Genomic DNA, 25,400 nt, shown 5'->3' with positions numbered 1-25,400 from the left:
AGTCTGTATTAGTTGAAGTAATACAAAGCGGAAGCTGGGCCTAGATATGCACCTGCGAAGTTAAGTTGAGCTCTTTGCAGAAACCTTCATCGTGGCTGACCAGCAAGTACGCGCCCTCGTAGGACTCGAGGATCTGCACGAGCCACTTCATGGTGGTGATATCCAAATTATTGGTGGGTTCATCGAGTAGGAGGAATTGAGGGCTGGGCTCGGCCAAAAGCACTCGGGCAAATTTCGCGCGGAAGCGTTCGCCGCCGGATAGCTGGCCGGTGCGGCGGTGCACCTGGTCATCGCGAAATAACAGCTGCGCCAATTGGTCGCGGATGAGCTGTGGGGGAGCAGTGGGGTTGGCCTCTGTGACCATCTCTAAGATTGTGCGATCTTCCGATAAGGTGATTTTCTGCCGCAAATATCCGCACTCCACGCTGTACTCAACGGCGCCCCGCGCAACGTCATTAAGGAACGTGGTTTTCCCGCTGCCATTAGGTCCCGTAAGGCGTACATGCTCAGGGCCGGTTATATCCACGATGCTGCTGGTGAGCACCCGGGTGCCATTGGGTAGCTGCGTTTCTGGAAGGTCGAGGTGGACGTGTTCGTCCGGGCGGATCTTGTTTTGCGCAGCTTGATAGGCAGCAAATGCTTCCCTCACCGAACCCGATGCCTGAGCCGACCGCTTAGCTGCGGTATTTTGGGCGCGGTTCTTGTCATTTCCCATCGCCATTCCAGGCTTTCGGTGGTTGTGCGAGAAGGATTTGGCGCGGCGATTGTCCCTGGATATGCGCATCTGCATCGCCTCGCGCTCGCGCACTTGCTTGCGGTGTTCGGCCTTAGCCTCGCGCGTTTCTGCTTCGGCAGCGCGCTGTTCGGTTTCTATGGGCTCCCGGTAGGCGTGATAATTTCCGGAAAATAACCGCAAACTTCCCGCGTAGAGTTCTGCGATGTGCTCGACATGGGAGAGCAGGTCTAGGTCATGGGAAATGACAAGGATGGGCGTAGGAGAGCTGGAAATAAGCTCGGTGACCTTGGATTTTCCTTCTGCGTCTAGGCTATTGGTCGGCTCATCGAGGATGACAAAGTCTGGGTGATCAAAAAACGCGGCGTTTAACGCGATGGTGACCGCTTCGCCCCCAGACAGCGTACCGATGGTGCGATCTAGCGGGTAGGGAACGCCTGCGTTTTGAAGGCAGGCGTGAATCCTGTGTTCGATATCCCAGTCGTTGCCAATAGTTTTCAGCAGTTCCTCGGAGTAATTTCCCGCTCCTAGTGCGTGGAGCGCGGCAATCTTTTCCGCCGCGCCGAATACTTCGGCGATGGTTAAGGAATCACGCAAGCCAAGATCTTGGTCCACGTAGGTGACCTCTGGCGCCGTGAATGTGCCCGAGGACGGTGCGATTTGGTGGGAAAGGACCTTAGCAAGGGTCGATTTTCCGGAGCCATTATCGCCAATCATCCCAGTAACCGAGTCAGGGATCGTTCCGGAAAGCTGGGAAAAGCAGGGTGTGCCGTCTGGCCACGACAGGCTGAGTTGGGAAAAAGAAATCGGCATGAAGAGTCCACCTTTAAAGAATGAGTGTGCAAGGGACGTCGTACTAGGCGGAAATCTTCATAGCCCTCAACAGTAGCAACTGTGGTGCAGAACACAAGACCTTCGTCGAAATCTATCTCCTGCAGGTTTTGGACGCCTGCAGGAGATAGGTGCCAGATTAGAAGCGGCGGAAGAATTTACCCTGGGTGAGCTCCTCGAAGCCCGGTAGTGGCGTGGCGGACGCGATGCCGGGGGCGGTTTGTTCGGCCGCGAGGTCTGTAGCGTTGGCAACCAGCAGGTCGTGGGCGCGGGAAGCCTCGTCGCCGGTGCTGTCGGTGGCGACGATGAGTTCTGGGATGTCCTCGGGATCGAAGGGGGTGAGCCAGGTGGCATCGTCAAGCGGGTCAGCGCCCGGGTCCCCAAGGAAGGCTGGGCCCTTGGTGGCGGCGGGGTAGTAGCGCAGGAGCGCGGCCCCCACGGGTTCTATGGTTGGGTCCTCGTTGGCGGCAAGGGGCAAGGCGATGACGCCGCCATCGACGATGGGGGACCAGTCCGCGATATGGGAGGGGAAGAGGCCCGCAAGGTAGTCGCGGTCCTCTTCCTTGGCCAAGCGAACACCAAGAGAAGAATCAGTCATTCTTCCAGGTTAGCTGGCACGGTTACTTAATTTCCAGCAGCTGCGCGCCCTTGGTGGTGGACGCGCCAGCCTCGACCGCCAGGCCGGTCACGATGCCGGATTTGTGGGCCTTGACCGGATTTTCCATCTTCATGGCCTCAAGGACCATGACGATATCGCCTTCTTCTACCTCTTGGCCCTCTTCCACATTGACCTTGATGACCGTGCCCTGCATCGGTGCGGTGACGGCATCGCCGGACACCGCAGCCTTGGCGCCGGCACCCTTGCGCTTTTTCCGCTTGCGTGCGCCGGTAATGCCAAAGGTGGCGGGCAATGCCACCTCGATGCGGCGGCCGTCGATTTCCACGGTGTGGACCTGGGAGGCCTCCGGCGAGCCGGCTTCCGCATCGGTGGAATCTTCATGCGGCGGCAGCTGGTTATCCCAGGCCTCCTCGATCCACTTGGTGTAGACATCGAAGGAACCGTTTTCCGCGGTAAAGGCGGGATCGGCAACGATGGCCCTGTCAAAGGGCAGCACGGTGGGCAGGCCTTCGACCTGGTATTCAGCCAGGGCTCGGGCGGAGCGACGCAGGGCGGTTTCGCGGTCCGGGCCCCAGACAATGAGCTTGGCCAGCATGGAGTCGAATTGCCCGCCGATGACGGAGCCCTCGACGACGCCCGAGTCCACGCGCACGCCCGGCCCAGCAGGCTCGGAGTACTTGACGATGGTCCCCGGGGCGGGCATGAAGCCGGCCGCAGCATCTTCGCCGTTGATGCGGAACTCAAAGGCATGCCCGCGCGGTGCCGGGTCCTCGCCGAGCGAAAGCTTTTCGCCCTGGGCAATCCGGAACTGCTCGCGCACGAGGTCCAGCCCGGTGGTTTCCTCCGAAACGGGGTGCTCCACCTGCAGGCGGGTATTGACCTCGAGGAAGGAAATCAGGCCATCGGCGCCGACCAAATACTCGACGGTGCCGGCACCGCAGTAGTCAGCTTCGCGGCAAATGCGTTTGGCGGACTCGTGGATGGAGGTGCGCTGTTCGTCGCTCAGGAAAGGCGCCGGAGCTTCCTCTACGAGCTTTTGGAAGCGGCGCTGCAGGGAGCAATCGCGCGTGCCGACGACCACCACACTGCCGTGCTTATCCGCCAAGACCTGGGCCTCAACGTGGCGGGCCTTATCGAGGTAGCGCTCGACAAAGCATTCGCCGCGGCCAAAGGCGGTGGTGGCCTCGCGGGTCGCGGATTCAAAAAGCTCCGGAATCTCTTCGGCGGTGTGCGCCACCTTCATGCCGCGGCCGCCGCCACCAAACGCCGCCTTGATGGCCACAGGCAAGCCGTGCTCATCCGCGAAGGCCTTGACCTCATCCGCGTTGGCCACCGGATCCTTGGTACCAGGGGCCATGGGGGCTTCGGCACGCTCGGCGATGTGGCGGGCCGTGACCTTATCGCCCAAAGCGCGGATGGATTGGGGAGGCGGGCCAATCCAGGTCAGGCCGGCATCGATAACGGCCTGGGCAAAATCTGCATTTTCGGACAAGAAACCGTAGCCGGGGTGGATGGCATCCGCGCCGGACTTTGCGGCAGCGTCCAGAATCTTGTCAAAGACAAGATAAGAATCAGCAGAGGTAGAACCACCAAGGGCAAAAGCTTCATCGGCCAGCGTGACGAAGGGTGCCTGCGCGTCCGGCTCGGCATAAACGGCGACGGAGGAGATCCCGGCATCGCGAGCAGCACGAATAACGCGTACGGCGATCTCACCTCGGTTCGCTACGAGAACCTTGGAGATCTTCTTGGTTTCTACTGCCACGGCAGTAACCTCCTGAATACACTTCGTTTACTACGGGATCTATTGTTGCACACCAAAGTATAAAGTCGTCCGTTTGGCAATGATTGTTACGTTTAAACAAAAATAAACCCACATCGCTGCGATGTGGGTAATTATTGGCCGAACGAAAATCTACTTTTCAATCGGCATATTGACCATGTTGCCCCACTCAGACCATGACCCATCGTAGACCTGCGCCTTTTTAAAGCCCAAAAGGTAAGTGAGCACGAACCAAGTGAACGCGGCCTGCGCTCCTAGGTGGGAATACAAAATGGTGTGGGTATCAGGCTCCAGCATGCCGTAGTTGACCTTCAGGTCATCAACGTTGCGGAAACAGGAGTTGGGGTAGGTTGCGCGATCCCATTCCAAGTTGATCGCACCCGGAATGTGCCCGTGGCACATGGTGGTGCCATAAGGCGAGTTTCCATTCGGGTCGAACTCCGTCGCTTCACCTGCGAATTCTTCCGGCGGGCGGGTATCAACTAGGGAACCGGTTGCCTCGCGTACGTCTGCGACAAAGGCACGCAGGAGGGAGTCGTCCCGGGTTACCTCTGGATAGTTGGATTCGGGGAATTCTGGGACCATGAAGGAGGTATCGCGCTCTTCTGACATCCACGCATCGCGTCCGCCATCGAGGAGGCGGACGTCTTTGTGGCCAAAGAGGGTAAATACCCATAGTGCGTAGGCCGCCCACCAATTGGACTTATCGCCGTACAGGACAACGGTATCGTCTTCGTGGATGCCCTTTTCCCGCATCAAGCGGGTAAATTCCTCACCGTTGATAAAGTCGCGCGTGAGCGAGCTTATTAGCTCGGTGCGGAAATTGATCCGCGTCGCCGTGGGAATGTGCCCGATATCGTACAAAAGAGAGTCTTCATCGACCTCGATAACGCGTAACCCTTTAATGCCTAGGCGCGCGGACAGCCACGGAGCGGAAACAAGCCGCTCTGGGTGCGCATATTGCTGGAATGGGGGATAGGGGTCTACGTCTGCCACTGCCCGCCTACCTTTCTAATAAACCTATTTTTTCGCTCCCACTACTTTAACTCGAATTTTCTCGATTTATCACATTGGAATAGTGAAAGTGGTTTTCCATACATAACGTGCGTGGAATGAATTGACTCGGTAGGGGCCGCGACGTTGCGAAGGGGTGAGCCGCGTCAGAGATGGATAAATTTTGGGTTGACGCTGTAACCTGCTTAGTGGCCCCGCGAATTAGTGTCGTGGGACACTTTCCTACCTACCCTGACTACAACTAAAAGGACCAGATAATGGCTGAAAACGACCGCAACTCTGACGCCCCTCAAAGCTTTACACCCCGTGATTTTTCGGAACAACCCCGTCAGAACACTGAAACTCCTGAGTCCGCCGTTCCTAAACCACAGAACGATCAGGCGCAGAAAAATGGTGGACAGGAGCCTCGTGCGCAGGAGGCCAAAGAACCTAGTACGTCTGCTGAGAATGCAGCTTCAACTCCAGGCGGCGATCAGCCTGTAGATGCTGGTTCGGATAAGTCCAGCCCCCAGGATTCCCAATCGTCCGCAGCAGATGCAGAATCCGCATCGCAGGACCATAAATCTGCTACTGATTCGGAGCCCTCGTCCGCAAACTCGGCAGAAAACAACCGCCGGCCTGCTAATGATGCTGGGCCAGACGCCGGGTGGGGCACGGGACAACAATCACAGGAGGCATCGGCTGCAGGCGGGTACAACCCGGAGGCAGGTTCTCACCCAAATTTTGGTCAACCCCCTCAGGGCACTGAGGCCCCTCAAAGCTATGGGCGAGCAGCTGGACAGAACAAGCGTGGATTCGGTGCAGCTATGAAGGGCCTGGGGAATAAAAAAGGCCTCTTAGGTGGGCTTTGGGAATTTGAATTTAAAGATTTCATGACTCTGACCCATGTGAAGGCGATCTATGTCGACGCTATGGTGCTGGGCGGAGTTTGGTGGGCTCTCCACGTTCTAGTGGCATTTATTCTAGGGACCATCGTCGGTATAGATGGAATTTCGGAGGGCGAGTTTGGATACGTTCTCCTCAGCTTTATCGGATTCATCGTCCTCGTCCTGCTAGCTACTGTGGTTTTTTATGCTGGGATGGTGATCACAAGGCTCGCCTTGGAAGCGTTAGTGGCAAACGTGCGCACAGCGCAAAACACCGGAGACCTATTGGACAAGGAGTCTTAGGATAAAGACTGGGCACTATGAATTGTGCCTGAAACTCCTATAGATAATGACCCCGCGGCAATCCGCGGGGTCATTATTATGTGGTGTGCGAAGACGAATGGAAGACGGCAACTCCTATGGCCTAGCCATAAGAACCGAGCATGAACGTCATGTGCTCATTCAAAGCCTTATTGAAAAGGTCAATATCGCCAGAGACTGGTTCCACCGAGTCACCATCAACCTGGAGGCGCACTGTGTGATGCGCGGTGATCCCCGCGGACGTAGTAATTGAGCGCTCTTCCCACGTGAAGTCGACTGCATCGTCTGAGACTCGGCTGACCTTATCAACCGAGTCAAACATGGTGACTTCATTCACGGGCTCTCCATGGACGTATAGGGCCAGTGCATGGCCGACCGATGCTGCGTTATTGTTGGGGCCATTTTTGTCCCCCACCTCACCGTTGAAAGTAATCCAACTGATGGGCGCACAGGGATCGTAGGAGTTGTCGATATCCGCGATCCAAAAGTTGAAGTCATCACCTCTATCAGAGGGCATGCGCCCGGGCGCGGTGCCAGATGCATAAGCGTCGCGTGGATCGTTTGGTAGATCCGCGCATTCGGAATCGGTGGAAGAATCCTTGCCCTTATTATCGTTGGGTTGTTCCGGGGCTTCTTTAGTGGGCGTTTCGGTTACCGTGTGGGTCTGCCCCGAGGCTTCTGGGCTGTGGGTAGAAAATTCGGATTGGGACGAAGCTGAATTAGATTCCTGGTCATCCGAGCCGCACGCCGCCAAGCTAAGCGGCAGCGCCGCAGCGAGGAGCGTTATTGCGGCCTTGGAACTTAAGCAGCGGGATATATTTCTAGCAAACATACTTAATCGAGCAGCTGAGAGACGCTATCGGGGTCGGCATCGGAAAGCATCTGGCGAATGCGGTCGTATTCATCGTCCTCGCCGATGGCCTTGGCGGCACGTCCAAGGGCTGCAATGGCGCGCAGGACACCCTGGTTGGGCTCGTGGGAGAAGGGGACCGGGCCCCATCCCTTCCAGCCATTGCCGCGCAGGCGGTCTAAGCTGCGGTGGTAGCCGGTGCGGGCGTAGGCATAAGCGGTGATGTATTCGTTGGGATCCGCGCCCTCTAGCTTGTCGAGCTCCTGCTCCGCGAGCATGGCCCACAGCAACGGGGAATCCGGGTGGTCTACGATGCCGGCCGCAGGTGCGGCCGCGTCCTTGGTGCCGGGATCGGCGGGTAACTTAATAGGTTCTGGAGCAAGCATGTCTTTCATTTCCATAAGACACACTCTAGCGATGCTCGTGCGGGCCTACCAGAAATCAGAAACGTTAAGCCCAAAAGAGTAAAGCGCGCGGCGCACCACCGGCAGGGACAGCCCGATAACAGAAGAGGGATCGCCGTCGATGCTATCGATAAACCAGCCGCCCATGGCCTCCAAGGTAAACGCGCCCGCGCACTCCAAGGGCTCGCCGCTGCGAGCGTAGGCCTCGATATCGGTGGCAGAAGCCTCTGCGAACCGGATGGTCGTGGTAGAGGTTTCCACGTGGCGTTGCGTGCCAAAAATCAGGCAATGGCCGGTAAGCAGCTGCGCGGTGCGCCCAGCCTGTTGGTGCCAACGCCCGATGGTGGCTTCGACGGTGTGCGGCTTGCCCTGCAGTTGGCCATCCAATAGCAGCATGGAATCGCCGCCAATAACCGGCTCGTCGGGGTACTGGGAGGCGACCTTTTCGGCCTTGGCGGTGGCAAGCTTTGCCACGGTATCGGCAGGCGAGTGCCCCGCCAACTGGGCTTCTAGGGCGCGCTCGTCAATATCGGCGGGCTCGAGCACCGGTTCCACGCCGGCCGTGCGCAGGATGGCAGCGCGCGAGGGGGACTGCGAGGCCAAAATGAGGCGCATTAGTAATACCGCACGGTGTGGAAGGCAGAGGGATTAAAGACGCGCTGCGCGCCGTAGTGGTCGAAGCGCTCGCCGGGCCTGCCCCAGTGGTTGCGATCCCCAAAGGCACCGGAGTGGTCCTTTTGCATCTGCTTGAGCACCGTCGAGAGCGCGGCGCGCTCTTCTTCGGTGGGGTTTCCCTTCAGGACTTTGATTTCGGGTTCAGACATCTTTTCCTAAACAGTTCCGTGCTTCTTGGGTACCTGGGCCACAACCTTGCGCTCTAGCAGGCGCAGGCCTTCAACCAGGTAGTGGCGGGTAGCGGAAGGCTCGATGACATTATCGGCCAGGCCGCGCTCAGCGGCGGCGTAGGGGTGCAAGAAAAGCTCGTCCATTTCTTCCTGCTTATCCTCATCGCCGTAGATGGCCAGCGCGGTCTGGGCCGCTTCGGCGACGGCGATTTCCGCGGTCGGCCAGGCATAGACCAAATCCGCGCCCAGGTCCTTGGACCCCATAAACGCGTAGGCCGGGCCAATGGCCTTGCGGGTGACCACCGTAAGCTTGCCGACGCTCGCCTCCGCCTGCGCATACGCAAACCCCGCCGCCCGGCGCAGGAGACCGGCCTTTTCTTCCGCCGGGGTGGCAACGAAACCAGGCGAGTCCACGAACTCAATGATTGGGGTATTAAAGGCATCGCACAGACGCACAAAGCGTGCCGCCTTTTCCGCCGCGGCCGAATCCAGCGCGCCGTCCAGCGCTAGCGGCTGGTTGGCGACGATACCCACGGCGCGGCCATCTACGAAGGCAAAGCCCGTGATGATATTGGGCGCGGCCTCGGCCGAAAGCTCAAAGAAGGAGCCCTTATCGACGACCGCGTTGACCACCTCACGCATGTCATAGGCATCCGTTGCCGAATCCGGGATGACGGAATCCAGATCGAACTCGGCGACCTCGCGCGTATCGATGCGCGTTGCCTCGGCGCGGTTATTGGCCGGCAGGTAAGCCAGTACGTCGCGGACCAAGTCGAGGGCTGCCTGCTCGCTCGGGGCGCTGAGCTGCGCGGTGCCCGACTTCGCGTGGACTGCGGCACCACCAAAGGTTTCCGGTTCCGCTTCGGCGACATCGCTGCCTGCTTGGTGCAGGCTGGTGCCGTGGGTGACAATGAGGACATCGGCAAGCGTGGGCGCAAATGCCGCAATGCCGCTGGTATCCCCGGTCACCACGGAGATCTGCGGGATAAGACCGGAGGCCTCCGTCGCGCGGGCGAGGATGCGGGCGTAGCCAGCAAGCGTGACGATGCCCTCTTGCGCGCGCGGGCCGGTGGAATCATAGATGCCGACGATGGGCACGCCGGTTTTCAGCGCAAGGTCATAGACCTTGGTGAGCTTTTCCGCATAAACCTCACCCATCGTGCCGTCAAAGACGGTGGCATCCTGGCTGAAAATGCACACGCGGCGCCCGTTGATGGTGCCGTAACCGGTGACGATGCCATCGGTGTACGGGCGATCGTGCTCGCGGCCAAAGTCGGTGGAGCGGTGGCGGGCCAGTGCATCGGTTTCTACAAAGGAACCCTCATCGAGCAGCTGATTCACGCGAGTGCGGGCGGCTGGCTCGCCTTCCCCCAACGGCGCGCGGGACTCGGCGAGCTTGTTGTCCAGGTCCTCAATTTTGCCAGCGGTGGTCTTCAGGTCAGTCATAGGCGCTGAGTGTACTAGTGGAAGGCCAAAGATGCGGAAATTGTGCAGTTTGGGCATCGTCACAGGGGTCGGTGGCGGAGCGTTATCGGTGCGGCATTAGCGCAACCGGAGTACCTGCCAGACATTAGGAAATATTAGCTCCCCTTTATAGGGGTAAGGATGAAATGTGATGTGCAGCGTTCGTTACCGGTAAGGGGCGTTTTCCCACCGTATCGACGATAAATGTCATAAAGAGAGATAGCCGTAACTGTTGAGGAGCTATAACGAAGAGCTTAATATCGGCTGTGTCTTCATGAATTATTTCTCGTATCCTTAAACAATCATAAGGACGGTCTTCTGGTGATTTCAAAGGGACTGCGACTTGTCGCGCCGCTTGCCATCGCGACACTTCTCGCGCCCGCGGCACATGCGCGCGATATTCCCCCGATGCCACAGGCATATCCCATTACCAACCTCTATAAAAGCTGCAGCGCCGCCGGAGATAACACCGAACGCGAATGGCGGTTTGCTGAAACAGGCCGTCGCTACATGAGCGACGGAACCTTGCAATTCAAAAACACCACCGACCAGGAGGTGCCGTACACCGCCCAGGTAGAAACCGGCACCAACCACGAAATTGACGCCAACTCCAAGGCCAAGTTGCCCTCTGGTTGGGACACCACCGCTAAATCCGATATTGGCCTAAAAATGGCCAATGGCTGGCGAGATAAAGAAACCTTCGGGCCCGTCAAACTAAAGCCGGGCGAATCCTTCCGCGTGGAATACGGCGTGGTCGAAAAGGACTTTATTTCCATGTTCGTCGGCTGCAATGATGACCGCCTCGAAAACATTCCCGGCGCCAACGTCATCCGCGGTAAAGCCCCAGCAGAGCGCTATGCCTTTGCCTATATCATCAAGGCTGATGGATCCGTATCGGACTTGGCAATGGAAATTCCGTCTCGTTCCGGCAGCACTAACTCTAAGCCCATCGAAGGTAACTACACTGCGGTTTCCGGACCCAGCTTGGAAAAGATCGCTGATCCGAGCAAAGACGAGATCATGCAACCAGCCGCCGAACCCCAACGCGATCCTGTGTGGCCCAAGGAAGGCGAAAAGTGCGAGGCCAACGATAACTCCTGGTATCCGCTGGATATCACGGCGGTGAAGCCCACCTTCCGCAAGCCCGGTTATTCCACCGACTTCCTCAACTGGTCTCAGGGTGACTATGAATTCGCGCCGGTAACGGACTTCGTAGTTGGTGCCCAGCACGATCCGTATACCAATTGGCGAGGCAATAGGGGCGATATTCCCCAGGGCTGGCTCGAGTCGGTCGGCGCCATCAAGCGTGCCTATATGCCGGTTGGTACTGAGCTCAAACACGTAAACCTTGCACCCGGAGAGCGCGTTCGCGTGGAATACGGCACCACCATGACCCGTATCAACTATCGCGAGGTGCACTGCGGAAAATCCGGCAAGTACGACCTCACCTCGAACTATAAACAGACCACCGCCCCGAGCGGTTTCTGGGCCGAAGCCACAATCACTTCCAAAGACGGTAGTACCCGCACCGTAGACGTCACCCCTGACGAATACCGCGATCTGCCCGTACCCACCCAAACCATCTACTAACTACCTGCTAGGAGTACATATCATGAGCATTTCCAAGATTGCGTCCACCACCGCGGCTGTAGCCGTTGCCGCCGGCGTATTCGCTGCCCCAGCCGCCAATGCATTGCCGCAGCGCGACCTGGGCCCAGCAAACCCCACCACGATTGGCGAGCGCTGTGCCAATCCTGGCGATACCGGCCAGACCATTGATATTAAGCGCACCTATTTCGACGGTTCCGCCGGCACCTGGACCGTTTCCAACTACAACGATGAGCCACTTCCAGTGACCCGTTCCATCAAGGAAACCAAGACCAAGTCTTGGGACGTTTCTGCTGGTGTGGACTTCAAGCTGTTGGATCTGATTCATTTCACCTTCTCCTCCAGCTACACCTCAAGCCAGACCTACGAGGTAGGCGAGCAGGTCGGCCCATACGATATCGCTCCGGGTAAGACTGCCGTGCTGAAGGCTGGCTGGGTAGTCTCTGACTTCGAGGGTCAAAAGACCGTGTGCGGTTCCGACCACACCTGGCAAGCCAATGGCGGTAAATTTACCGCAACTCTGCCCAAGGAACGCCACGTCGCGGTCTCCACCCGTGATAACAACGATTGGGGTTAAACCTTGAAGGCTAAGACCATCGCTAGTGCAATCGCAGCGCTGAGCTTGGTGGCCGTTCCAGTAGCCCACGCCTCTGACTTCGGCGGAGACTTTGAACTGCCCCAGCGCTGGAACGATGACTATAAGCCCGGCACGCATTGCGCAACGCCGGGGGAGAACTCCACCTATGTCACCGCGAAGCGCCGCTGGTTCAAGCAAACCGATGCCGCCAGCGTGGCCAACCACAATGCTGAGCCGGTGCCGGTCAAACACACCGTATCCAAAGCGCGGACAGAAACCGTTGAGGTTTCCGGCTCCGTGCAGGGAGAGGGAGATTTGGCCAAGATCCTGACCAAGACCTACGGCTTCAACTACGTCAGCGAACAGCACTGGAAGATTAACCAGGTAGTTGGGCCATATACTTTGCCTGCAAATTCCCAAGGCAAGTTGGTGTGGGGCTTTACCATGCTGGATACCGATGGCCAGGATGTGCGCTGCAACCGAGACCAAGTATGGGAAACGGTAGGAAAACCATATTCGGCCACTGTCCCTGAAGCTCGCTATTCCGAGCTGCGCTTAGAAGACGCTCCGGACTGGAGTTAATTCATCAGGAAATGAGTCCAGCCGCACCCTATGAATCGGGGTGTGGAGCTGGGCTCTTTTTGTAGCAGCGACGGCGCGCACTGCTTGGTTTGTAGAAGTGCATCCTCCAAAGTGCAGGGTCCTCTGCAACATTTGAGGAAGATTTGCGATATCTGAGGGCTGGGTTTGCTCAGTTATCGCAGTGGAGGATGCACAAATTGCAAAAGCCGGGCGCATCCACCGGCATGACTGGCCATGCAGCGGTCATGCATGGCCAAAGACAACCGCTTTAGGCCGGCAACCACGCGTAACCGTATGGCCCAAGCTCAACGGGGCCTAGGTCAACGGAGCGGTCGCTGAAATTGTGCAGGCACAACAGGTCGCCGCGCTGGTAACCGAGTACGCTTTCCTTACCGGTTTCCACCGGCTCGCAGGGTGCCGTGCCCAGCTCGGGGCGCGCGTGGCGCTCCGTAATCATGGTGCGCACGCTGTGGAGCAGGGAAGTGGCATCGTTGAGCTGAGATTCCACGGACGTGCCGCCGACGATAGGCAGCCGCGCCGGGGTGCGGGCGCTAAAGCCCGCGGTTTCGCTATCGTCCCACTGCATAGGGGTGCGAACGGCATAGCGATCCGGCAAAGAGGTGTCATCGAGCATGCCAATTTCATCGCCATAATAAATAAAGGGCGCACCCGGCAGGGTCATCAGCAGCGAAAACATCAGCTCCACCTTGCGGCGGTCCCCGCCCATCAACGGCATGAGCCGCCTGGCGATGCCCACGTGCGCCCGCATGCCTTCTTCTGGCAGGTAGGTCTGATACATCAGCTCGCGGACGTCATCGTCGACCATCTCCAAGGTCAACTCGTCGTGGTTGCGCAGGAAGGTACCCCACTGGCAGCCCTCGGGCAGCGGCGGTAGTTGGTTGAGGATGTCGTAGACGGGGGTGGCATCGCCAAGCGCGAGCGCCTGGTACAGCCGCGGCATGACCGGGAAGTTGAAGACCATGTGGAAGCGATTGCCGGAGCCGTAGTACTCCATCGTCTCCTTGGGCGGCTGGTTGGCCTCCGCAATGAGGACGGCCTCGGGATAGTGGGTATCCATAAAGGCGCGAATCTTTTCCACGAACTCCACCGTCTCCGGCAGGGACTCGCCGCCGAGCTCATCGCGCTCGAAGAGGTACGCGATGGCATCGAGGCGCAGGCCATCGAGGCCCTTGTCCATCCAGAAGGACAAGATATTAAAGACCTCATCCTGCACGTCCGGGTTATCGTAATTGAGATCCGGCTGGTGGGAGTAAAAGCGGTGGAAATAGTACTGCTGGCGCTCCTCGTCCCAGGTCCAGTTGGAGGTCTCGACGTCGGTGAAAATGACGCGGATTTCGGGGTAGCGCTCGGGGTCATCGCCCCAGACGTAGAAATCCCCAAACGGGCCATCCGGGTCGGAGCGCGAAGCCTGGAACCACGGGTGATCGGAGCTGGTGTGGTTGAGCGCCAGGTCCGTCATGATGCGCATATCGCGGCGGTGCAATTCCTCAACCAGTTCCTCGAAATCTGCCATCGTGCCGTAATCAGGGTGGATGGAATAATAATCGGCGATATCGTAGCCGTCATCGCGCAGCGGCGAGGCATAAAACGGCGAGAGCCAGAGGCAGTCCACGCCCAACCACTGGAGGTAATCCAGCTTGTCGATGACCCCGCGCAGCGTACCGATGCCCTTATTCTCGGCCTCGTTATTGCCGGAGTCCTTAAACGAGCCCACCAGGGCTTGGTAGAAGACGGCGTTGTGGTACCAGCTCATTGCAGATCCTTTCTTTTTGCCCGCCACGCAAGGTACGTCAGTGCGCACAGCACGCCGGCCACCAGGCTGGGCCATACGGCGGGAGAGTCTTCAAATAAGTTCACTACGGCTTGGATGACCGCAAGGCACGCGAAGAAGCCGAGGAATCCGAGGAGCGAATCCCACAGCAGGGACCGGCGCATTAGGCCTTTACACCTCCTGCGGTAAGCCCGGCGACGATGCGGTGCTGGAAAATGAGCACCATGATGATAAGCGGTATGGTCACCAATGCACCAGCCGCCATGGTTGCGGCATAAGGGTACTCGAAGGCCGAGGGGCCAGAGAAACGGGCGATGGCCACCGTGACCGGCTCGGTGCCCGTCGTGGATAGCTGCTTGGCCAGCATGAATTCATTCCAAGTAGTGATAAAGGCGATGATCGCGGTGGTAAAGAGCGCTGGTGCTGCCAACGGCAGGAGGATGAGGCGGAAGGCCTGGGCGCGCGACGCGCCATCCACGCGGGCGGCCTCCTCGAGCTCCCACGGCAGCTGCCGGAAAAAGCTGAGCAGGGTATAGACCGTCAGGGGCAGGGCGAAGGAGATATTCGGGATGATCATCGCGCGGTAGGTGCCGATCCACTCTAGGCGGCCAAAGAGCTGGAAGAGCGGGGTAACCAGCGCGATGGCGGGGAACATGGAGGCTGCCAGGATGATGCCGGTGACGATGCCCTTGCCGGGAAAGTCATAGCGGGAGAGCGCATAGGCGGTAAATACGCCGACCAAGACGGCTACCGCGGTGGTTGCGAGCGAGATGAACAGCGAATTGCCCAGCGCGCCGAGGAAGTCGTTGCCCTTGTCCGTCGCGAGGGCATCGCGGAAATTATCGAGCGTGATATGCGTTGGCCAGGGCGTGGTATCGAAGGTGAATTCCCGGCTGCGCAGGGCGGTGACCACCATCCAATAAAAGGGGGCAAGGCCCCAGAACATGATGAAGATAATGCCCGCGTAGTGTCCGAATTTACGCATTATTTTGCACCCTTTCTGCCGGAGACATCCGCGCCGAGGAAGCGGATGAGGATGAAGGCGACGAAGAAGATGAGCAAGAAGATAAGGGTGGACAGCGCTGAGGCGGAATTGAAGTTACCTTGGCGCATATCTTCCACCACCAGCTGGGAAATGGTGGCGGTAGGAGAGTTGGAGGAGCTCGAAATCATGATGACGGGAAGGTCATACATGCGCAGCGCATCCAGGGTGCGGAAGAGCACGGCCACCATCAGGGCTGGGCGCACCAGTGGCAGGGTGATGCGGAAGAAGGTTTGGATGCGGTTGGCGCCATCGACGCGGGCGGCATCGTAGACGTCCTTGGGGATCATCTGCAGGCCAGCCAGGATGAGCAGCGCCATAAACGGCGCGGTCTTCCACACGTCTGCAATGATGACGGCAAAGCGCGCATAAAACGGGTCCGTGGTCCAGGCGATATTCGTACCAAGCAAGGAATTGACTATGCCCTCTGGGGCGAACATGAACTGCCACAGCTTGGCGGTCACGGCGGTAGGAATGGCCCAAGGGATGAGCACGGCGGCGCGCACCAAGCCGCGGCCGCGGTATTCGCCGTTCATGATGATGGCCATGAACATGCCGAGGATGGTCTCCAGGGCGACGGTGACCACGGTGAAAAACAGCGTGATTTTAACGGCGGGCCAAAAGTCGGTGGCGATAACACCGGGCGGGCACGTCGTGATTTCACCCGCACCGGAAACACAGCGGTTATTGATCCAGTACAGGTAATTGTCTAGGCCGGCGAAACCGCCTTCTTCAAAGAGGCCCGTTTGTGGGTTAAGCTGCCGGTTTCCTTGGAAAGACAGGATGACGGCGCGCACGATGGGATAACCGATGATGATGCCCAGCACGATGAGCGCCGGGGCGATCAGCGCGGCCGGGCGCCCGAAATTAGCAAACCTGGAGGTGCTAGTGGCGCGCTTGGGCTTTTTCGATGATGAGTGCGTCTGTTGCGTCGGCGAAGTGGTGACCACGGGAGTTCGCCTTTCTGAGTTAAGATGATTTCTCGTGCGCTCGATTCTACCCCCAACTAGGGTGGGAAAACCACAAAGGGTGAGGCAGTGGCGTATGCGCCTTCCTCACCCAATTGTGTACTAGCGGTTCGCTATGTATTTCTCCGTTTTCAGCATGCTCCCTGCTCGTGGGATACGAGGTGCAGGGAGCATATCTTTAACCCTGCGAAGCAGAATCGATGGCCGCCTTCATATCGGAAGTGGCATCCTCGACAGACTTGCCATCGGTAAGCGCGGCATAAGCGTTGTCCTGAATGGCCTTAGAGATGGCGGAGTAGAACGGCGATACCGGGCGCGGTGCGGCGTTTTCCAGGGATTCCTTCAGCGCTGGCAGGTAGGGGAATTCCTCCTGCAGCTGTGGGTCATCGTAGATGGAGGAAAGAACCGGCGGGAAGGACTGCTCAGCAAAGGACTTCTGGTTCTCCTCATTGATGATGAAGTTCATGAAGTCCAGGGCGGTGCCCTTGTTCTTGGAATTGATGTTGATGCCGTTGTTGTAGCCGCCCAAGGTGGACACGCCCACTCCGTCCTTGCCCAGCGGGGCCTGGACCTCAACGTCGATGCCGGAATCTACGGCGTTGGTGTACATGTAGGGCCAGTTCACTGCGAAGGCGGTCTTGCCTTCGGTGAAGGCCATGTTGGTCTCTTCCTCGGTGGCGGCGGTGGAGTCCTTGGAGATGATTTCGTCTTCATACGCATCCACCATGGCCTGCAGGCCTTCCTGGGCTGCCTTGGAATCGACGGTGGCATTGCCGTCATCGTCAAGCACCGAGCCGCCCCAGCCCTCCATGAAGCCGGCGGTATTTAGAGCCAAGCCCTCGTACTGCTTGAGCTGGGTGGTCAGGCAATTCTTGCCGTCTTTCAGTTCCTTGCAGGCGGATTCGAGGTCGGCGAATTTCTCCGGGGTAGCGTCCGCGAGTTCAGTATTGCGGAAGAGGAGCTGGCCATTGGTGTTTTGCGGCAGCGCATACAGCACGTCGTTGTAGGTTGCGGATTCCACGGTGGCCGGCAAGAGCTCCGAGGTATCGGTCTCGAAGTCACCGTTGAGCGGCTGGAGCCACTGGTTGGCAGCGAATTCCGCGGTCCAGACCACGTCGAGGGCCATGACATCGTAGTCATCATTGCCGGCCTGGAGGGACTGCACCAGAGTCTCGCGCTGGGCATCTGCCTCGCCCGCGAGCTCCTTGAGCGTGACCTTTTCATCCGGATTTTCTTCATTCCACTTATTGATGATGGGAGTGACCTTATCCGTGTCGTTCTTGCCCATGGCAAAGGTGATAGGGCCGTGGGAGTCAGCGCCGGAACCGGAACCGGATGCGGAGCCATCCGCGTTATCTGCACCGTCGTCAGACGTGGAGCAGCCGGCCAGCGCCAATACTGCCGTGGTGGCGACTGTGGTGCGAATGAAGTACTTCTTCATGGGGAATTCACCTTTCAGAAAGCTTGGGTGTTCCTTAAAAATAATTTACAAACACCGCGCGTAGAATAGATTTTGATTATTCACCTCTAAATGGGGGGTGAATTAGGAGGTAGAGATGCGTTGCCCGGTTTCATGGTCGAAGCGGTGTGCGACGTTTTCATCAAAGGCCAATACAACCTCCTCACCGCGCCGCGGTGGGGTGCCTTCGCAGCGCGCGACGAACCGTGCGCTACCCACCGTGGCGTAGACAAAGGATTCGGAGCCCAATTCTTCAACCAGGTCGACCACGCCGCGCAGGCCCTCAGCTCCTTCATTGAGGTGCATATTTTCCGGGCGCACGCCCAGGCGCTTGCCGTTGTGGTCAAAGATATTCATCGCAGGCGATCCGATAAAGCCGGCCACGAACTCGTTGGCTGGCTCCGCATAAAGCTCGCGCGGCGGGGCAACCTGCTGCAATACGCCATCTTTGAGCACGGCTACCCGGTGCCCCAGCGTCATGGCCTCGACCTGGTCGTGGGTGACATAGACCGTGGTGGTCCCAAGCCGCTGCTGCAGGCTCGCAAGTTCCGTACGGGTTTGCACGCGCAGCTTCGCATCCAGGTTAGATAGCGGCTCATCCATGAGGAAGGCTTTAGGATTGCGCACGATGGCACGGCCCATGGCCACGCGCTGGCGCTGACCGCCCGATAGGTCCTTGGGCTTGCGCTTGAGGAACTCGTTCAATCCCAGCATCTCCGCTGCATCCTGGACCTTTTGCTTGATTTCAGCCTTGGGGAGCTTGGCCAGCTTGAGCGAAAAGCCCATGTTTTCTTCCACCGAAAGGTGCGGGTAGAGCGCATAATTTTGAAAAACCATCGCAATATCGCGATCGCCCGGTTCGAGGCCCGTGACATCCGCATCATCGATGAGAATCCGGCCACTAGAAATTGGTTCAAGGCCGGCCAGCGCGCGCAGCGTCGTGGATTTACCGCAGCCAGAAGGGCCCACCAAAACGAGGAACTCGCCGTCTGCGATTTCTAGGTCCAATTCCTTCACTGTGGGCGCCGCCGCGCCGGGGTAAGTGATATTTACCTTTTCAAAAGTGACCTTTGCCATGCGCAACACACTAGCACCACCAGCGGGCGGTATCTTGGAATCTATGACTGCACTTGATAAGCACCGCATCCGCACCGCCCTGGCAGAGGACTTCACCACCATCGATTTCGTGGATCAGACCGGTTCCACCAATACCGATCTGATGCAGGCCACCAACGTTGCCGATGGCACCGTGCTGCTTGCCGATGAGCAGCTATCCGGCAAGGGCCGCCTCGGCCGGGCGTGGACGGCGCCTGCCGGATCCCAGGTGATCTTTTCCGTGCTGCTCTTGCCCGATTCCCTCGATTACTTGGGGACGCTTCCGCTGGCCGCGGGCCTGGCCGTGACCGATTCCATCGAGGGTTCCGTGCTCAAGTGGCCGAATGACGTGCATATCGATGGCAATAAACTCTGCGGCATCCTTGCCGAGGCCGGTCCTGTGGGCCAAGCCTTCAAGTCCGCACCGAAGACCGAGGTCAATAAGACTGAGCTCAACAAAACAGAGCTGAACAAAGCCGAGGTCAACAAGACTGAAGTCAATAAGGCCGAGGTAAATAAGGCCGTCGGCGGGCAGGCGCCCTCCGCGCGCGTGGTCGTGGGTATGGGCATTAATGTCACGCTCACCCGCGAGGAATTGCCCATTGAAAAGGCGACCTCGTTGGCGCTTGAAGGACGCGATACCGATCGCACCGAGCTGGCCATTACCGTGCTGAAAAACCTGCGCCGCCGCATTACGCAGTGGGAGAACCAGGATCCGCAGCTTATGCAGGATTACCGCGCGGTGTGCTCATCCATTGACCAGGAGGTGCGGTTGGAGACCCCGACTGGCGATGTCATCGGCCGCGTTGAGGGCATTGGCGATGACGGCCGCATTAACGTCGCGGGCGAGTACTACTCCGCCGGCGACGTGACGCATCTGCGTCCGGCGCGATAGGCGCCGCACGATAGGCATCGTGCGGCGGGTGCTGCGGAGTCCGCGTGGTCTGAGCAGCACGGCCTCGCACTGGTACTATCCATGGCTATGGGATTGATGAAGATGGGCCAAGGCGAGGTAAAGCGCGCGGATGTATCCGCGCCGTTTCGCGCCCTCGTTTTCCCATTCTTGGAGCTCATCCTCATCACCGGCGTGCTGTGGATTGCCATCGGCTGGTGCGATGCCCAGGGAGTAGATCCGATGTTGCGCAATGGGCTCGTCGTCTTGTGGGCTGGGCTGAGCACGTGGCGCTTCCTTATTCCTTTATATAGGGCCCGCCGCAAGCGGTTCATCGTCACCAATCGCCGCGTCATCGTGCGAGAGGGCCGCCACATCGATTCGATCCCGCTGGAAGATATTCGCGGCGCCCGCAAGCGCCGCGGCGGCATTTCCATTGCGCTCAACGGCTGGGACAGGGCCATGTATTTTCCCACCGTGGCCAAGTCGAAGCAGGTGGCGGAGATTATTAATGATCGCCCTTGGTTTTAACCTCGGTCGAGTGCAATTGCTTATCTAGGTCCTCCGGCGCGAGGTTTGCGCGGCCGAATTCTTGGGTCAGCGGCAGGCGCAGTTCTAAATCGGAACCGGGGCAGAGCTCGATTTTCGCCTCATCCACGGTGTAATCCAGCACATGTCCGCCGGACTTACGCGCGGCGTCGATAAAGTGCACGTGGCAGCCGGGCACCGAAATCCCGCGCTCGTACACGGGAGTGCGGAAGCCACCAATGACTCCTTCGACATCGCTAAAGTGCAGCTCTTTATCGCCGCCGACCGCCTTGGTCATTGGGGGATAGGGCTTGGTTTGTTTGACCACGGTGCGCGTTGAGACCTCAGAAAACCTGCCCGTGATGCGGACGGCGTACATGTAATTGGCGGAAGGTTCCACCTCATCGATGAAGGCGGAAAGCTCGTCGCGGCGCAGGCCTCGAGGGGCATCGACAAGAATGCGCGGCACAAAGTTGGTGGCCACGGCATAAGGAGTCTGCTGGTCCAAGTCCGCAACCCGCGCGGAGCCATCGCCGCGCAGCTGGTAGCAGGTCCCGTCCAAGATGATCATTTCACCATCGAGGCCATTAAAGGTACCGATGCCAAAATTGCCCTTTCCTAGCAGCTCAGAGATGGTCATCTCGCCGTCATAAATGCCATCAAGGAGGGCGCTCATGAGGGAGTTCTGGAAGATCGAATGACGGGTAAACATGGTATCCAAGCTAATATTGTGGGCGTGAGTGTCTCAAAACCTATTGTAACTGTCTGTGGCGATGGTCAGCTGGCGCGCATGATGCAGCCGGCCGCGGCTGAACTCGATATTCATCTGCGGATTCTTGCTGGTAGCCCGGATTCTTCTACCGCGCAGGTTACCCCGGACATCGTGGTGGGCGATTACCACAAGTACGAGGACCTGCTCGCAGCAGCCCGCGGCGCGGATGCGGTTACCTTCGAGCATGAGCATGTGCCCAATGAGCATTCCGCCGCGCTTATCGATGCCTCCTTCAACGTCCAGCCCCAGCCCAGCGCCCTGCGCTATGCCCAGGACAAGCTGGACATGCGCGAAAAACTCTCCGCTCTGGGGGCGCCCGTCCCGCGGTTTAGTGCCATCGAATCAGTCGCCGATGCCCGCGCTTTTTTCGATGCCGTAGACGGGCGCGTTTGCCTCAAGGCCCGCCGCGGTGGCTATGACGGCAAGGGCGTGTGGTTTCCTTCGGATGCCGATCTTGATGAGCTCGTCGCCGAGCTTTTAGAGGCCGGCACGCCGCTCATGGCCGAAGAGAAGGTGGACCTGACCCGCGAGCTGTCGATCTTGGTAGCGCGCCGCCCATCCGGTGAAGCCAAGGTCTGGCCCATTACCCAGTCCCGCCAGGCCAACGGCATCTGTGCCGAGGCCATCGCGCCCGCGCCCGATCTCTCGCCTGATCTGGCCGAACGCGCCTCTGCGCTGGGGCTTGGCATTGCCGAATCCCTCGGCGTGACCGGCGTGCTGGCCGTGGAGCTTTTCGCCTTCAACGGTGAGGGTGGCGAGGACATCTCTGTCAATGAATTGGCCATGCGCCCGCACAATACCGGCCACTGGACCCAGGATGGCTGCGTGACCTCACAGTTCGAACAGCACCTGCGCGCCGTACTGGACCTGCCCTTGGGCGCGGTGGACGCCCTCGCCCCGGTGACCGTTATGGCCAACGTGCTCGGCGCGGACAAAGATCCTGAGATGCCCATGCCGCAGCGCGTGCGCGAGGTCATGGAGCGCTTCCCACACGCCAAGATTCACCTGTACGGCAAGGATCACCGCGTCGGCCGCAAGATCGGCCACGTCAATGTCGCTGGTACATCGCTCGATGAGACCCGCGATGCCGCCCGCCAGGCCGCGCACTTTTTGATGCACGCAACGTGGGCATAACTCTTAAACCTAGAAAGGACATTATGGAACCGCAGGTAGGAATCATCATGGGCTCGGATTCGGATTGGCCCACCGTCGAACCCGCAGCGGAAGTCCTCGCGGACTTCGGCATTCCCTTTGAGGTTGGCGTGGTCAGCGCCCACCGCACCCCGGAAAAGATGTTGGCCTACGCCAAGGGCGCACACTCCCGCGGCCTTAAAGCCATCATCGCCTGTGCCGGTGGCGCCGCCCACCTGCCAGGCATGGTTGCTGCGGCCACGCCGCTGCCCGTTATCGGCATCCCGCGCGCACTCAAGGACCTCGATGGCCTAGACTCCCTGCTTTCTATCGTGCAGATGCCTAGCGGCGTTCCCGTGGCCACCGTCTCCATTGGCGGCGCAAAGAATGCCGGCCTGCTGGCCGCCCGCATCTTGGGCGCCGGAGACCCAGCGCTGCAAGACATGATGGTTGCCTACCAAGAAAAGATGGCAGAAGAAGTTGAGCAGAAGGATAAGAACCTGCGCTCGAAGTTGCTAGGGGAGTAGGGAGGAGCTCCCCCTTTCTTTGTCGGCTAAAAGAGAGGGGGACTCCAGTCAGCTACCGTTTAGAATTCTTGGAGTCATTGTGGAACCACTCTTTGATCTGCATCCAGAGCAATCCACCAATAAAAACGACGAAACCTAGTACATAAGAAACCCAGAATTCTTTCGGCACCGATTCCTTGTCGTTGAAAAGCCACTCAGTGCCGCCAAGGTAAAGAGCAAAAGGCAAGGGGAAAAGCAGGAATATCAATAGCGAGATTAAAAAGGCTTTCCATTTTTAGGCTCGTTCTTGCTGCTCTTTCTCCCATTCTTACTATCTTTTCCAAAGCTCTTATGCATGATGGCTGATGCGACTTTCCATTGGTGTGATTTTAAAGCTGTGCGCTCCTATTTCTGTGTGACCTCTGGCAACCTCGAAGAGGTCGTGGGATAGGATGGCTGGGCGCCGGCGCTGGTGGCGGCGAAGGCACCGACGCGGGCGGCGAAGGTGGCGGCATCGACAAGCGTGGCGCCTTCAAGGAGCTTGGTGCAAAATGCTCCGGCAAAGGCATCGCCGGCGCCGGTGGTATCGACCGCGGTGATCTGTGGGGTGGGGATATCCGTGTTGGATTCGGGCGTTGCCACGTAGGCGCCTTCGGCCCCGAGGGTCAGCACCACCGATTTAAAGCCGGCGGAAACCAGGCGGTGGGCGAGCTCGCGCGGGGTGCCGGTGGAAGAAAGGCCCAGTTGCTCAAGGATGAGGCCAGCCTCGTGCTCGTTGGCCATGAGGGGATCGGCCTGCAGGAGGGCGTCGCGATCCACCTCGATGACAGGGGCGAGGTTGACGACTACGCGTCCTTGGGCGGCATCGACGGCGGCTTTGAAACCGGAGGCGGGGATTTCGCCCTGGAGCAGGACCACGTCCGCATCGGCGATGGTGGATTGGCGGGCGGTGACGAAGGGGGCATCGACAAGAGCGTTTGCTCCGGGGGAGATGACGATGGTGTTTTCGCCATCGGCGGAGACCGTGATGACCGCCAAGCCGGTAGTGGTATCGGACTGTTCCACCGCGCTGAGGTCGATGCCGGAGCTGTGCATGTAGTGCATGGCGGGCTCGGCGTAGGGATCGGAGCCGACCGCGCCGACGAAAGCTACATTGGCGCCCAATTGCGCGGCGGCTACCGCTTGGTTCGCGCCCTTGCCGCCAGCGAGGATCTCGCCGCCGGAGCCCAGCAGGGTTTCGCCGGGGTGCGGGTGGCGTTCGGCGTGGACAATAAGGTCAGCATTAATCGAGCCGACGACGGTGAGCTTGCTCATTGGAAATCCTCCTATGAATCGGATTCTACGGTGAATGCTGTGGACATGCGGGGGATATATCGCGTATCGATTATCGATCCTTGAGGCGGGCGCTTATTTTTGATGGCCGCGATGAGTTCTGCGGTGGCTATCTTGCCCATGTGATCGACGTTTTGGTCCACTACGGATATGGGTGCCGGTTGGAAGCGCAGATAAATGAAGTCATCGAAACCGACGAGTGCGACTTCCTCTCCAATGGCCTTGCCGGAATTATGACAGGCTTCTAATGCGCCCGCAGTCATCATCGAGTCAGCGGCGACGATGGCCGTAACCCCTGCATTTAGTAGCTCTATCGCCCCTTTATATCCCTCTCGGTGCCGGAAGCTGCCGTGGTGAATGTGGATATCAAGGTCGCGAGCTGCTTCCTTGAATACAGCGAGGCGCTGCCTGCCAGTAGAGGTTTCTTGGGGGCCGGAAAGATAGCCAATCGAGGTATGGCCTTTGTCCTTGAGCTGCGCAATTGCCCTGTGCATTCCCGGACTGGGATCAGAGAACACAGCAGGGAAGCCCCCAAGTGTTCGGTCAATCAATAGCAACGGCCGATAAGAGTGGGCCTGGCCAATCGCCTCTTCTGCGCCATCGAGGGGAACGGTAATTATTCCATCGACCTGCCGCTGCGTGAGGGCATCGAGGGCGCGTTTCAAACGCGCAGGATCCTCGCCGCAACTGGTAATCATGGTGGCGAAACCGTAAGCATTAGCTTCTTGCTCAATTGCGGCGGCCATGGCGGCGAAATACGAGTTATCCAGGCTTGGTATGACGAGGCCGATGGCATTGGACCGTGCGTTGCGCAGCGCGCGCGCCTGGGCATTTGGGCGGTAATTGAGCTGTTCAGCTGCCTGTTTTACGCGCGTGCGGGTGGCTGCGGAAATAGCTGGGTTTTCTGCAAGTGCGCGCGAGGCGGTGGAAATGGACACTCCAGCAGCAGCGGCTACGTGCTTGAGGGTGGTTGCGGCCATTTCGGCTCCTAGGGGTAGAGCAGCTTCGACGGGTCGTGCAATCGATTGCACGTTTGTGTCTCAATTTACGGTTCAGTACCTGTGCCTGTCAAGGGTTCGCGCCGGTCTAAGCTAATGATGTTATGTCCATAGGGTTTTTGTACACGGAGTCCGGTGTCTTCTTGGACACGGAATCCATGGAGTTCTTGGACACTTCTAGCGATTTATGGTTATGGCCTGCGTTTCGGCCGGGGTTTGGATAGTTTCGGGTTCATCCGCGGTGGTTGGCGATGTTTCATTCCTTCAACGAGGTTGATGTTGATCGAGCGTGTCAAGTTGTTTGTGTGTGGGGTTAGGTTTATAGGTATTTGTCGAAGCGGGCGGGAAAGGCTACGGCCATTTGGTTGATGGCTTGTTTCCAGCCGGATAC

General features: G+C 58.7%; 26 protein-coding genes. 8 read left to right on the top strand and 18 right to left on the bottom strand.

Annotated features, from left to right (window positions below; genetic code table 11):
- Nucleotides 1–40: 40 nt before the first annotated feature.
- The 4 genes from ABRP87_RS06930 to ABRP87_RS06915 form a co-directional block, all read right to left on the bottom strand.
- On the bottom strand, nt 41–1,546 hold the full coding sequence (locus tag ABRP87_RS06930) for an ATP-binding cassette domain-containing protein (RefSeq protein ID WP_349868170.1): 1,506 nt from the start codon (nt 1,544–1,546) through the stop codon (nt 41–43).
- Between the two features lie 157 nt (nt 1,547–1,703).
- On the bottom strand, nt 1,704–2,162 hold the full coding sequence (locus tag ABRP87_RS06925; protein ID WP_349868169.1) for a hypothetical protein: 459 nt from the start codon (nt 2,160–2,162) through the stop codon (nt 1,704–1,706).
- A 22-nt stretch (nt 2,163–2,184) separates the two neighbouring features.
- Complete coding sequence (locus ABRP87_RS06920; protein WP_349868168.1) at nt 2,185–3,945, bottom strand: ATP-binding protein; 1,761 nt, start codon at nt 3,943–3,945, stop codon at nt 2,185–2,187.
- Nucleotides 3,946–4,095: 150 nt separating this feature from the next.
- Nucleotides 4,096–4,959: a sulfurtransferase gene (locus ABRP87_RS06915; protein ID WP_349868167.1), complete on the bottom strand. Its 864-nt coding sequence runs from the start codon at nt 4,957–4,959 to the stop codon at nt 4,096–4,098.
- Nucleotides 4,960–5,234: 275 nt separating this feature from the next.
- On the opposite strand from ABRP87_RS06915, the gene ABRP87_RS06910 reads away from it, so the two are divergent.
- On the top strand, nt 5,235–6,146 hold the full coding sequence (locus ABRP87_RS06910; RefSeq protein WP_349868166.1) for a DUF4282 domain-containing protein: 912 nt from the start codon (nt 5,235–5,237) through the stop codon (nt 6,144–6,146).
- A gap of 121 nt (nt 6,147–6,267) precedes the next feature.
- Here ABRP87_RS06910 and ABRP87_RS06905 read toward each other — a convergent pair whose 3' ends face one another.
- The 5 genes from ABRP87_RS06905 to ABRP87_RS06885 are packed head-to-tail and all read right to left on the bottom strand — an operon-like array spanning nt 6,268 to nt 9,709.
- Nucleotides 6,268–6,996: an LppP/LprE family lipoprotein gene (locus ABRP87_RS06905; protein ID WP_349868165.1), complete on the bottom strand. Its 729-nt coding sequence runs from the start codon at nt 6,994–6,996 to the stop codon at nt 6,268–6,270.
- Between the two features lie 2 nt (nt 6,997–6,998).
- Entirely contained in the window at nt 6,999–7,415 is a 417-nt protein-coding gene (locus tag ABRP87_RS06900; RefSeq protein ID WP_349852116.1) for a DUF3151 domain-containing protein, read from the bottom strand.
- A 30-nt stretch (nt 7,416–7,445) separates the two neighbouring features.
- Nucleotides 7,446–8,033, bottom strand: a complete 588-nt coding sequence (locus ABRP87_RS06895) for a Maf family protein (RefSeq protein WP_349868164.1) — start codon at nt 8,031–8,033, stop codon at nt 7,446–7,448.
- Complete coding sequence (locus tag ABRP87_RS06890) at nt 8,033–8,242, bottom strand: acyl-CoA carboxylase subunit epsilon (RefSeq protein WP_284628984.1); 210 nt, start codon at nt 8,240–8,242, stop codon at nt 8,033–8,035. Before ABRP87_RS06890 ends, ABRP87_RS06895 begins: the two co-directional genes overlap by 1 nt.
- 6 nt (nt 8,243–8,248) lie before the next feature.
- Nucleotides 8,249–9,709: an acyl-CoA carboxylase subunit beta gene (locus ABRP87_RS06885; protein ID WP_349868163.1), complete on the bottom strand. Its 1,461-nt coding sequence runs from the start codon at nt 9,707–9,709 to the stop codon at nt 8,249–8,251.
- 339 nt (nt 9,710–10,048) lie between these two features.
- On the opposite strand from ABRP87_RS06885, the gene ABRP87_RS06880 reads away from it, so the two are divergent.
- From ABRP87_RS06880 to ABRP87_RS06870, 3 genes are read left to right on the top strand one after another with little or no spacing between them, the layout of a single operon-like run.
- Nucleotides 10,049–11,317, top strand: coding sequence for a hypothetical protein (locus tag ABRP87_RS06880; RefSeq protein WP_349868162.1), 1,269 nt, complete (start codon nt 10,049–10,051; stop codon nt 11,315–11,317).
- 22 nt (nt 11,318–11,339) lie between these two features.
- Complete coding sequence (locus ABRP87_RS06875; protein ID WP_349868161.1) at nt 11,340–11,912, top strand: hypothetical protein; 573 nt, start codon at nt 11,340–11,342, stop codon at nt 11,910–11,912.
- Between the two features lie 3 nt (nt 11,913–11,915).
- Nucleotides 11,916–12,494, top strand: a complete 579-nt coding sequence (locus tag ABRP87_RS06870; protein WP_239269354.1) for a hypothetical protein — start codon at nt 11,916–11,918, stop codon at nt 12,492–12,494.
- Nucleotides 12,495–12,762: 268 nt separating this feature from the next.
- Here ABRP87_RS06870 and treS read toward each other — a convergent pair whose 3' ends face one another.
- From treS to ABRP87_RS06840, 6 genes are all read right to left on the bottom strand, one after another.
- Nucleotides 12,763–14,268, bottom strand: a complete 1,506-nt coding sequence (treS, locus tag ABRP87_RS06865; RefSeq protein WP_349868160.1) for a maltose alpha-D-glucosyltransferase — start codon at nt 14,266–14,268, stop codon at nt 12,763–12,765.
- Nucleotides 14,265–14,450 carry a hypothetical protein gene (locus tag ABRP87_RS06860; RefSeq protein WP_005277398.1) on the bottom strand — a complete coding sequence of 62 codons (186 nt, stop codon included), beginning with the start codon at nt 14,448–14,450 and terminating at the stop codon, nt 14,265–14,267. Before ABRP87_RS06860 ends, treS begins: the two co-directional genes overlap by 4 nt.
- Nucleotides 14,450–15,271 (bottom strand): carbohydrate ABC transporter permease, encoded by an 822-nt coding sequence (locus tag ABRP87_RS06855; RefSeq protein WP_349868159.1) that lies wholly within the window; start codon nt 15,269–15,271, stop codon nt 14,450–14,452. The genes ABRP87_RS06860 and ABRP87_RS06855 overlap by 1 nt, the downstream gene beginning before the upstream one ends.
- On the bottom strand, nt 15,271–16,176 hold the full coding sequence (locus ABRP87_RS06850; protein ID WP_349868190.1) for a carbohydrate ABC transporter permease: 906 nt from the start codon (nt 16,174–16,176) through the stop codon (nt 15,271–15,273). The genes ABRP87_RS06855 and ABRP87_RS06850 overlap by 1 nt, the downstream gene beginning before the upstream one ends.
- 298 nt (nt 16,177–16,474) lie before the next feature.
- Entirely contained in the window at nt 16,475–17,737 is a 1,263-nt protein-coding gene (locus ABRP87_RS06845) for an ABC transporter substrate-binding protein (RefSeq protein WP_349868158.1), read from the bottom strand.
- A 102-nt stretch (nt 17,738–17,839) separates the two neighbouring features.
- Nucleotides 17,840–18,832 carry an ABC transporter ATP-binding protein gene (locus ABRP87_RS06840; protein WP_349868157.1) on the bottom strand — a complete coding sequence of 331 codons (993 nt, stop codon included), beginning with the start codon at nt 18,830–18,832 and terminating at the stop codon, nt 17,840–17,842.
- Nucleotides 18,833–18,875: 43 nt separating this feature from the next.
- Here ABRP87_RS06840 and ABRP87_RS06835 point away from each other — a divergent pair, with 43 nt between their 5' ends.
- Nucleotides 18,876–19,745: a biotin--[acetyl-CoA-carboxylase] ligase gene (locus ABRP87_RS06835; RefSeq protein WP_349868156.1), complete on the top strand. Its 870-nt coding sequence runs from the start codon at nt 18,876–18,878 to the stop codon at nt 19,743–19,745.
- Between the two features lie 87 nt (nt 19,746–19,832).
- Nucleotides 19,833–20,273 carry a YdbT family protein gene (locus ABRP87_RS06830; RefSeq protein ID WP_239269360.1) on the top strand — a complete coding sequence of 147 codons (441 nt, stop codon included), beginning with the start codon at nt 19,833–19,835 and terminating at the stop codon, nt 20,271–20,273.
- Here the strand turns inward: ABRP87_RS06830 and budA are convergent.
- Complete coding sequence (gene budA / locus ABRP87_RS06825; RefSeq protein WP_349868155.1) at nt 20,251–20,982, bottom strand: acetolactate decarboxylase; 732 nt, start codon at nt 20,980–20,982, stop codon at nt 20,251–20,253. The two genes, ABRP87_RS06830 and budA, sit on opposite strands and share 23 nt — an antisense overlap.
- Between budA and ABRP87_RS06820 the strand changes: the two genes are divergently transcribed.
- Together ABRP87_RS06820 and purE are read left to right on the top strand one after the other, a co-directional pair.
- Nucleotides 20,968–22,176, top strand: a complete 1,209-nt coding sequence (locus ABRP87_RS06820; RefSeq protein ID WP_349868154.1) for a 5-(carboxyamino)imidazole ribonucleotide synthase — start codon at nt 20,968–20,970, stop codon at nt 22,174–22,176. The two genes, budA and ABRP87_RS06820, sit on opposite strands and share 15 nt — an antisense overlap.
- A gap of 23 nt (nt 22,177–22,199) precedes the next feature.
- Nucleotides 22,200–22,700, top strand: a complete 501-nt coding sequence (gene purE / locus ABRP87_RS06815) for a 5-(carboxyamino)imidazole ribonucleotide mutase (RefSeq protein ID WP_349868153.1) — start codon at nt 22,200–22,202, stop codon at nt 22,698–22,700.
- Nucleotides 22,701–23,084: 384 nt separating this feature from the next.
- Here purE and ABRP87_RS06810 read toward each other — a convergent pair whose 3' ends face one another.
- Nucleotides 23,085–23,993: a ribokinase gene (locus ABRP87_RS06810; RefSeq protein ID WP_284631457.1), complete on the bottom strand. Its 909-nt coding sequence runs from the start codon at nt 23,991–23,993 to the stop codon at nt 23,085–23,087.
- An 11-nt stretch (nt 23,994–24,004) separates the two neighbouring features.
- On the bottom strand, nt 24,005–24,991 hold the full coding sequence (locus ABRP87_RS06805; protein ID WP_349868152.1) for a LacI family DNA-binding transcriptional regulator: 987 nt from the start codon (nt 24,989–24,991) through the stop codon (nt 24,005–24,007).
- Between the last annotated feature and the right edge of the window lie 409 nt (nt 24,992–25,400).

It is taken from the genome of Corynebacterium sp. KPL2830 (assembly GCF_040225635.1).
Taxonomy (GTDB): domain Bacteria; phylum Actinomycetota; class Actinomycetes; order Mycobacteriales; family Mycobacteriaceae; genus Corynebacterium.
Note: the sequence above shows the minus strand (reverse complement) of the source record. Positions and strands in the feature narration are given on the sequence as shown.

What these genes read in the sequence shown, in the direction of transcription:
- ABRP87_RS06930 (WP_349868170.1), bottom strand. Translation starts at nt 1,546, where the DNA reads ATGCCGATTTCTTTTTCCCAACTCAGCCTGTCGTGGCCAGACGGCACA.
- ABRP87_RS06925 (WP_349868169.1), bottom strand. Translation starts at nt 2,162, where the DNA reads ATGACTGATTCTTCTCTTGGTGTTCGCTTGGCCAAGGAAGAGGACCGC.
- ABRP87_RS06910 (WP_349868166.1), top strand. Translation starts at nt 5,235, where the DNA reads ATGGCTGAAAACGACCGCAACTCTGACGCCCCTCAAAGCTTTACACCC.
- ABRP87_RS06905 (WP_349868165.1), bottom strand. Translation starts at nt 6,996, where the DNA reads ATGTTTGCTAGAAATATATCCCGCTGCTTAAGTTCCAAGGCCGCAATA.
- ABRP87_RS06900 (WP_349852116.1), bottom strand. Translation starts at nt 7,415, where the DNA reads ATGGAAATGAAAGACATGCTTGCTCCAGAACCTATTAAGTTACCCGCC.
- ABRP87_RS06895 (WP_349868164.1), bottom strand. Translation starts at nt 8,033, where the DNA reads ATGCGCCTCATTTTGGCCTCGCAGTCCCCCTCGCGCGCTGCCATCCTG.
- ABRP87_RS06890 (WP_284628984.1), bottom strand. Translation starts at nt 8,242, where the DNA reads ATGTCTGAACCCGAAATCAAAGTCCTGAAGGGAAACCCCACCGAAGAA.
- ABRP87_RS06885 (WP_349868163.1), bottom strand. Translation starts at nt 9,709, where the DNA reads ATGACTGACCTGAAGACCACCGCTGGCAAAATTGAGGACCTGGACAAC.
- ABRP87_RS06875 (WP_349868161.1), top strand. Translation starts at nt 11,340, where the DNA reads ATGAGCATTTCCAAGATTGCGTCCACCACCGCGGCTGTAGCCGTTGCC.
- treS (WP_349868160.1), bottom strand. Translation starts at nt 14,268, where the DNA reads ATGAGCTGGTACCACAACGCCGTCTTCTACCAAGCCCTGGTGGGCTCG.
- ABRP87_RS06860 (WP_005277398.1), bottom strand. Translation starts at nt 14,450, where the DNA reads ATGCGCCGGTCCCTGCTGTGGGATTCGCTCCTCGGATTCCTCGGCTTC.
- ABRP87_RS06855 (WP_349868159.1), bottom strand. Translation starts at nt 15,271, where the DNA reads ATGCGTAAATTCGGACACTACGCGGGCATTATCTTCATCATGTTCTGG.
- ABRP87_RS06845 (WP_349868158.1), bottom strand. Translation starts at nt 17,737, where the DNA reads ATGAAGAAGTACTTCATTCGCACCACAGTCGCCACCACGGCAGTATTG.
- ABRP87_RS06840 (WP_349868157.1), bottom strand. Translation starts at nt 18,832, where the DNA reads ATGGCAAAGGTCACTTTTGAAAAGGTAAATATCACTTACCCCGGCGCG.
- ABRP87_RS06835 (WP_349868156.1), top strand. Translation starts at nt 18,876, where the DNA reads ATGACTGCACTTGATAAGCACCGCATCCGCACCGCCCTGGCAGAGGAC.
- ABRP87_RS06830 (WP_239269360.1), top strand. Translation starts at nt 19,833, where the DNA reads ATGGGATTGATGAAGATGGGCCAAGGCGAGGTAAAGCGCGCGGATGTA.
- ABRP87_RS06820 (WP_349868154.1), top strand. Translation starts at nt 20,968, where the DNA reads ATGACGGGTAAACATGGTATCCAAGCTAATATTGTGGGCGTGAGTGTC.
- budA (WP_349868155.1), bottom strand. Translation starts at nt 20,982, where the DNA reads ATGTTTACCCGTCATTCGATCTTCCAGAACTCCCTCATGAGCGCCCTC.
- purE (WP_349868153.1), top strand. Translation starts at nt 22,200, where the DNA reads ATGGAACCGCAGGTAGGAATCATCATGGGCTCGGATTCGGATTGGCCC.
- ABRP87_RS06810 (WP_284631457.1), bottom strand. Translation starts at nt 23,993, where the DNA reads ATGAGCAAGCTCACCGTCGTCGGCTCGATTAATGCTGACCTTATTGTC.
- ABRP87_RS06805 (WP_349868152.1), bottom strand. Translation starts at nt 24,991, where the DNA reads ATGGCCGCAACCACCCTCAAGCACGTAGCCGCTGCTGCTGGAGTGTCC.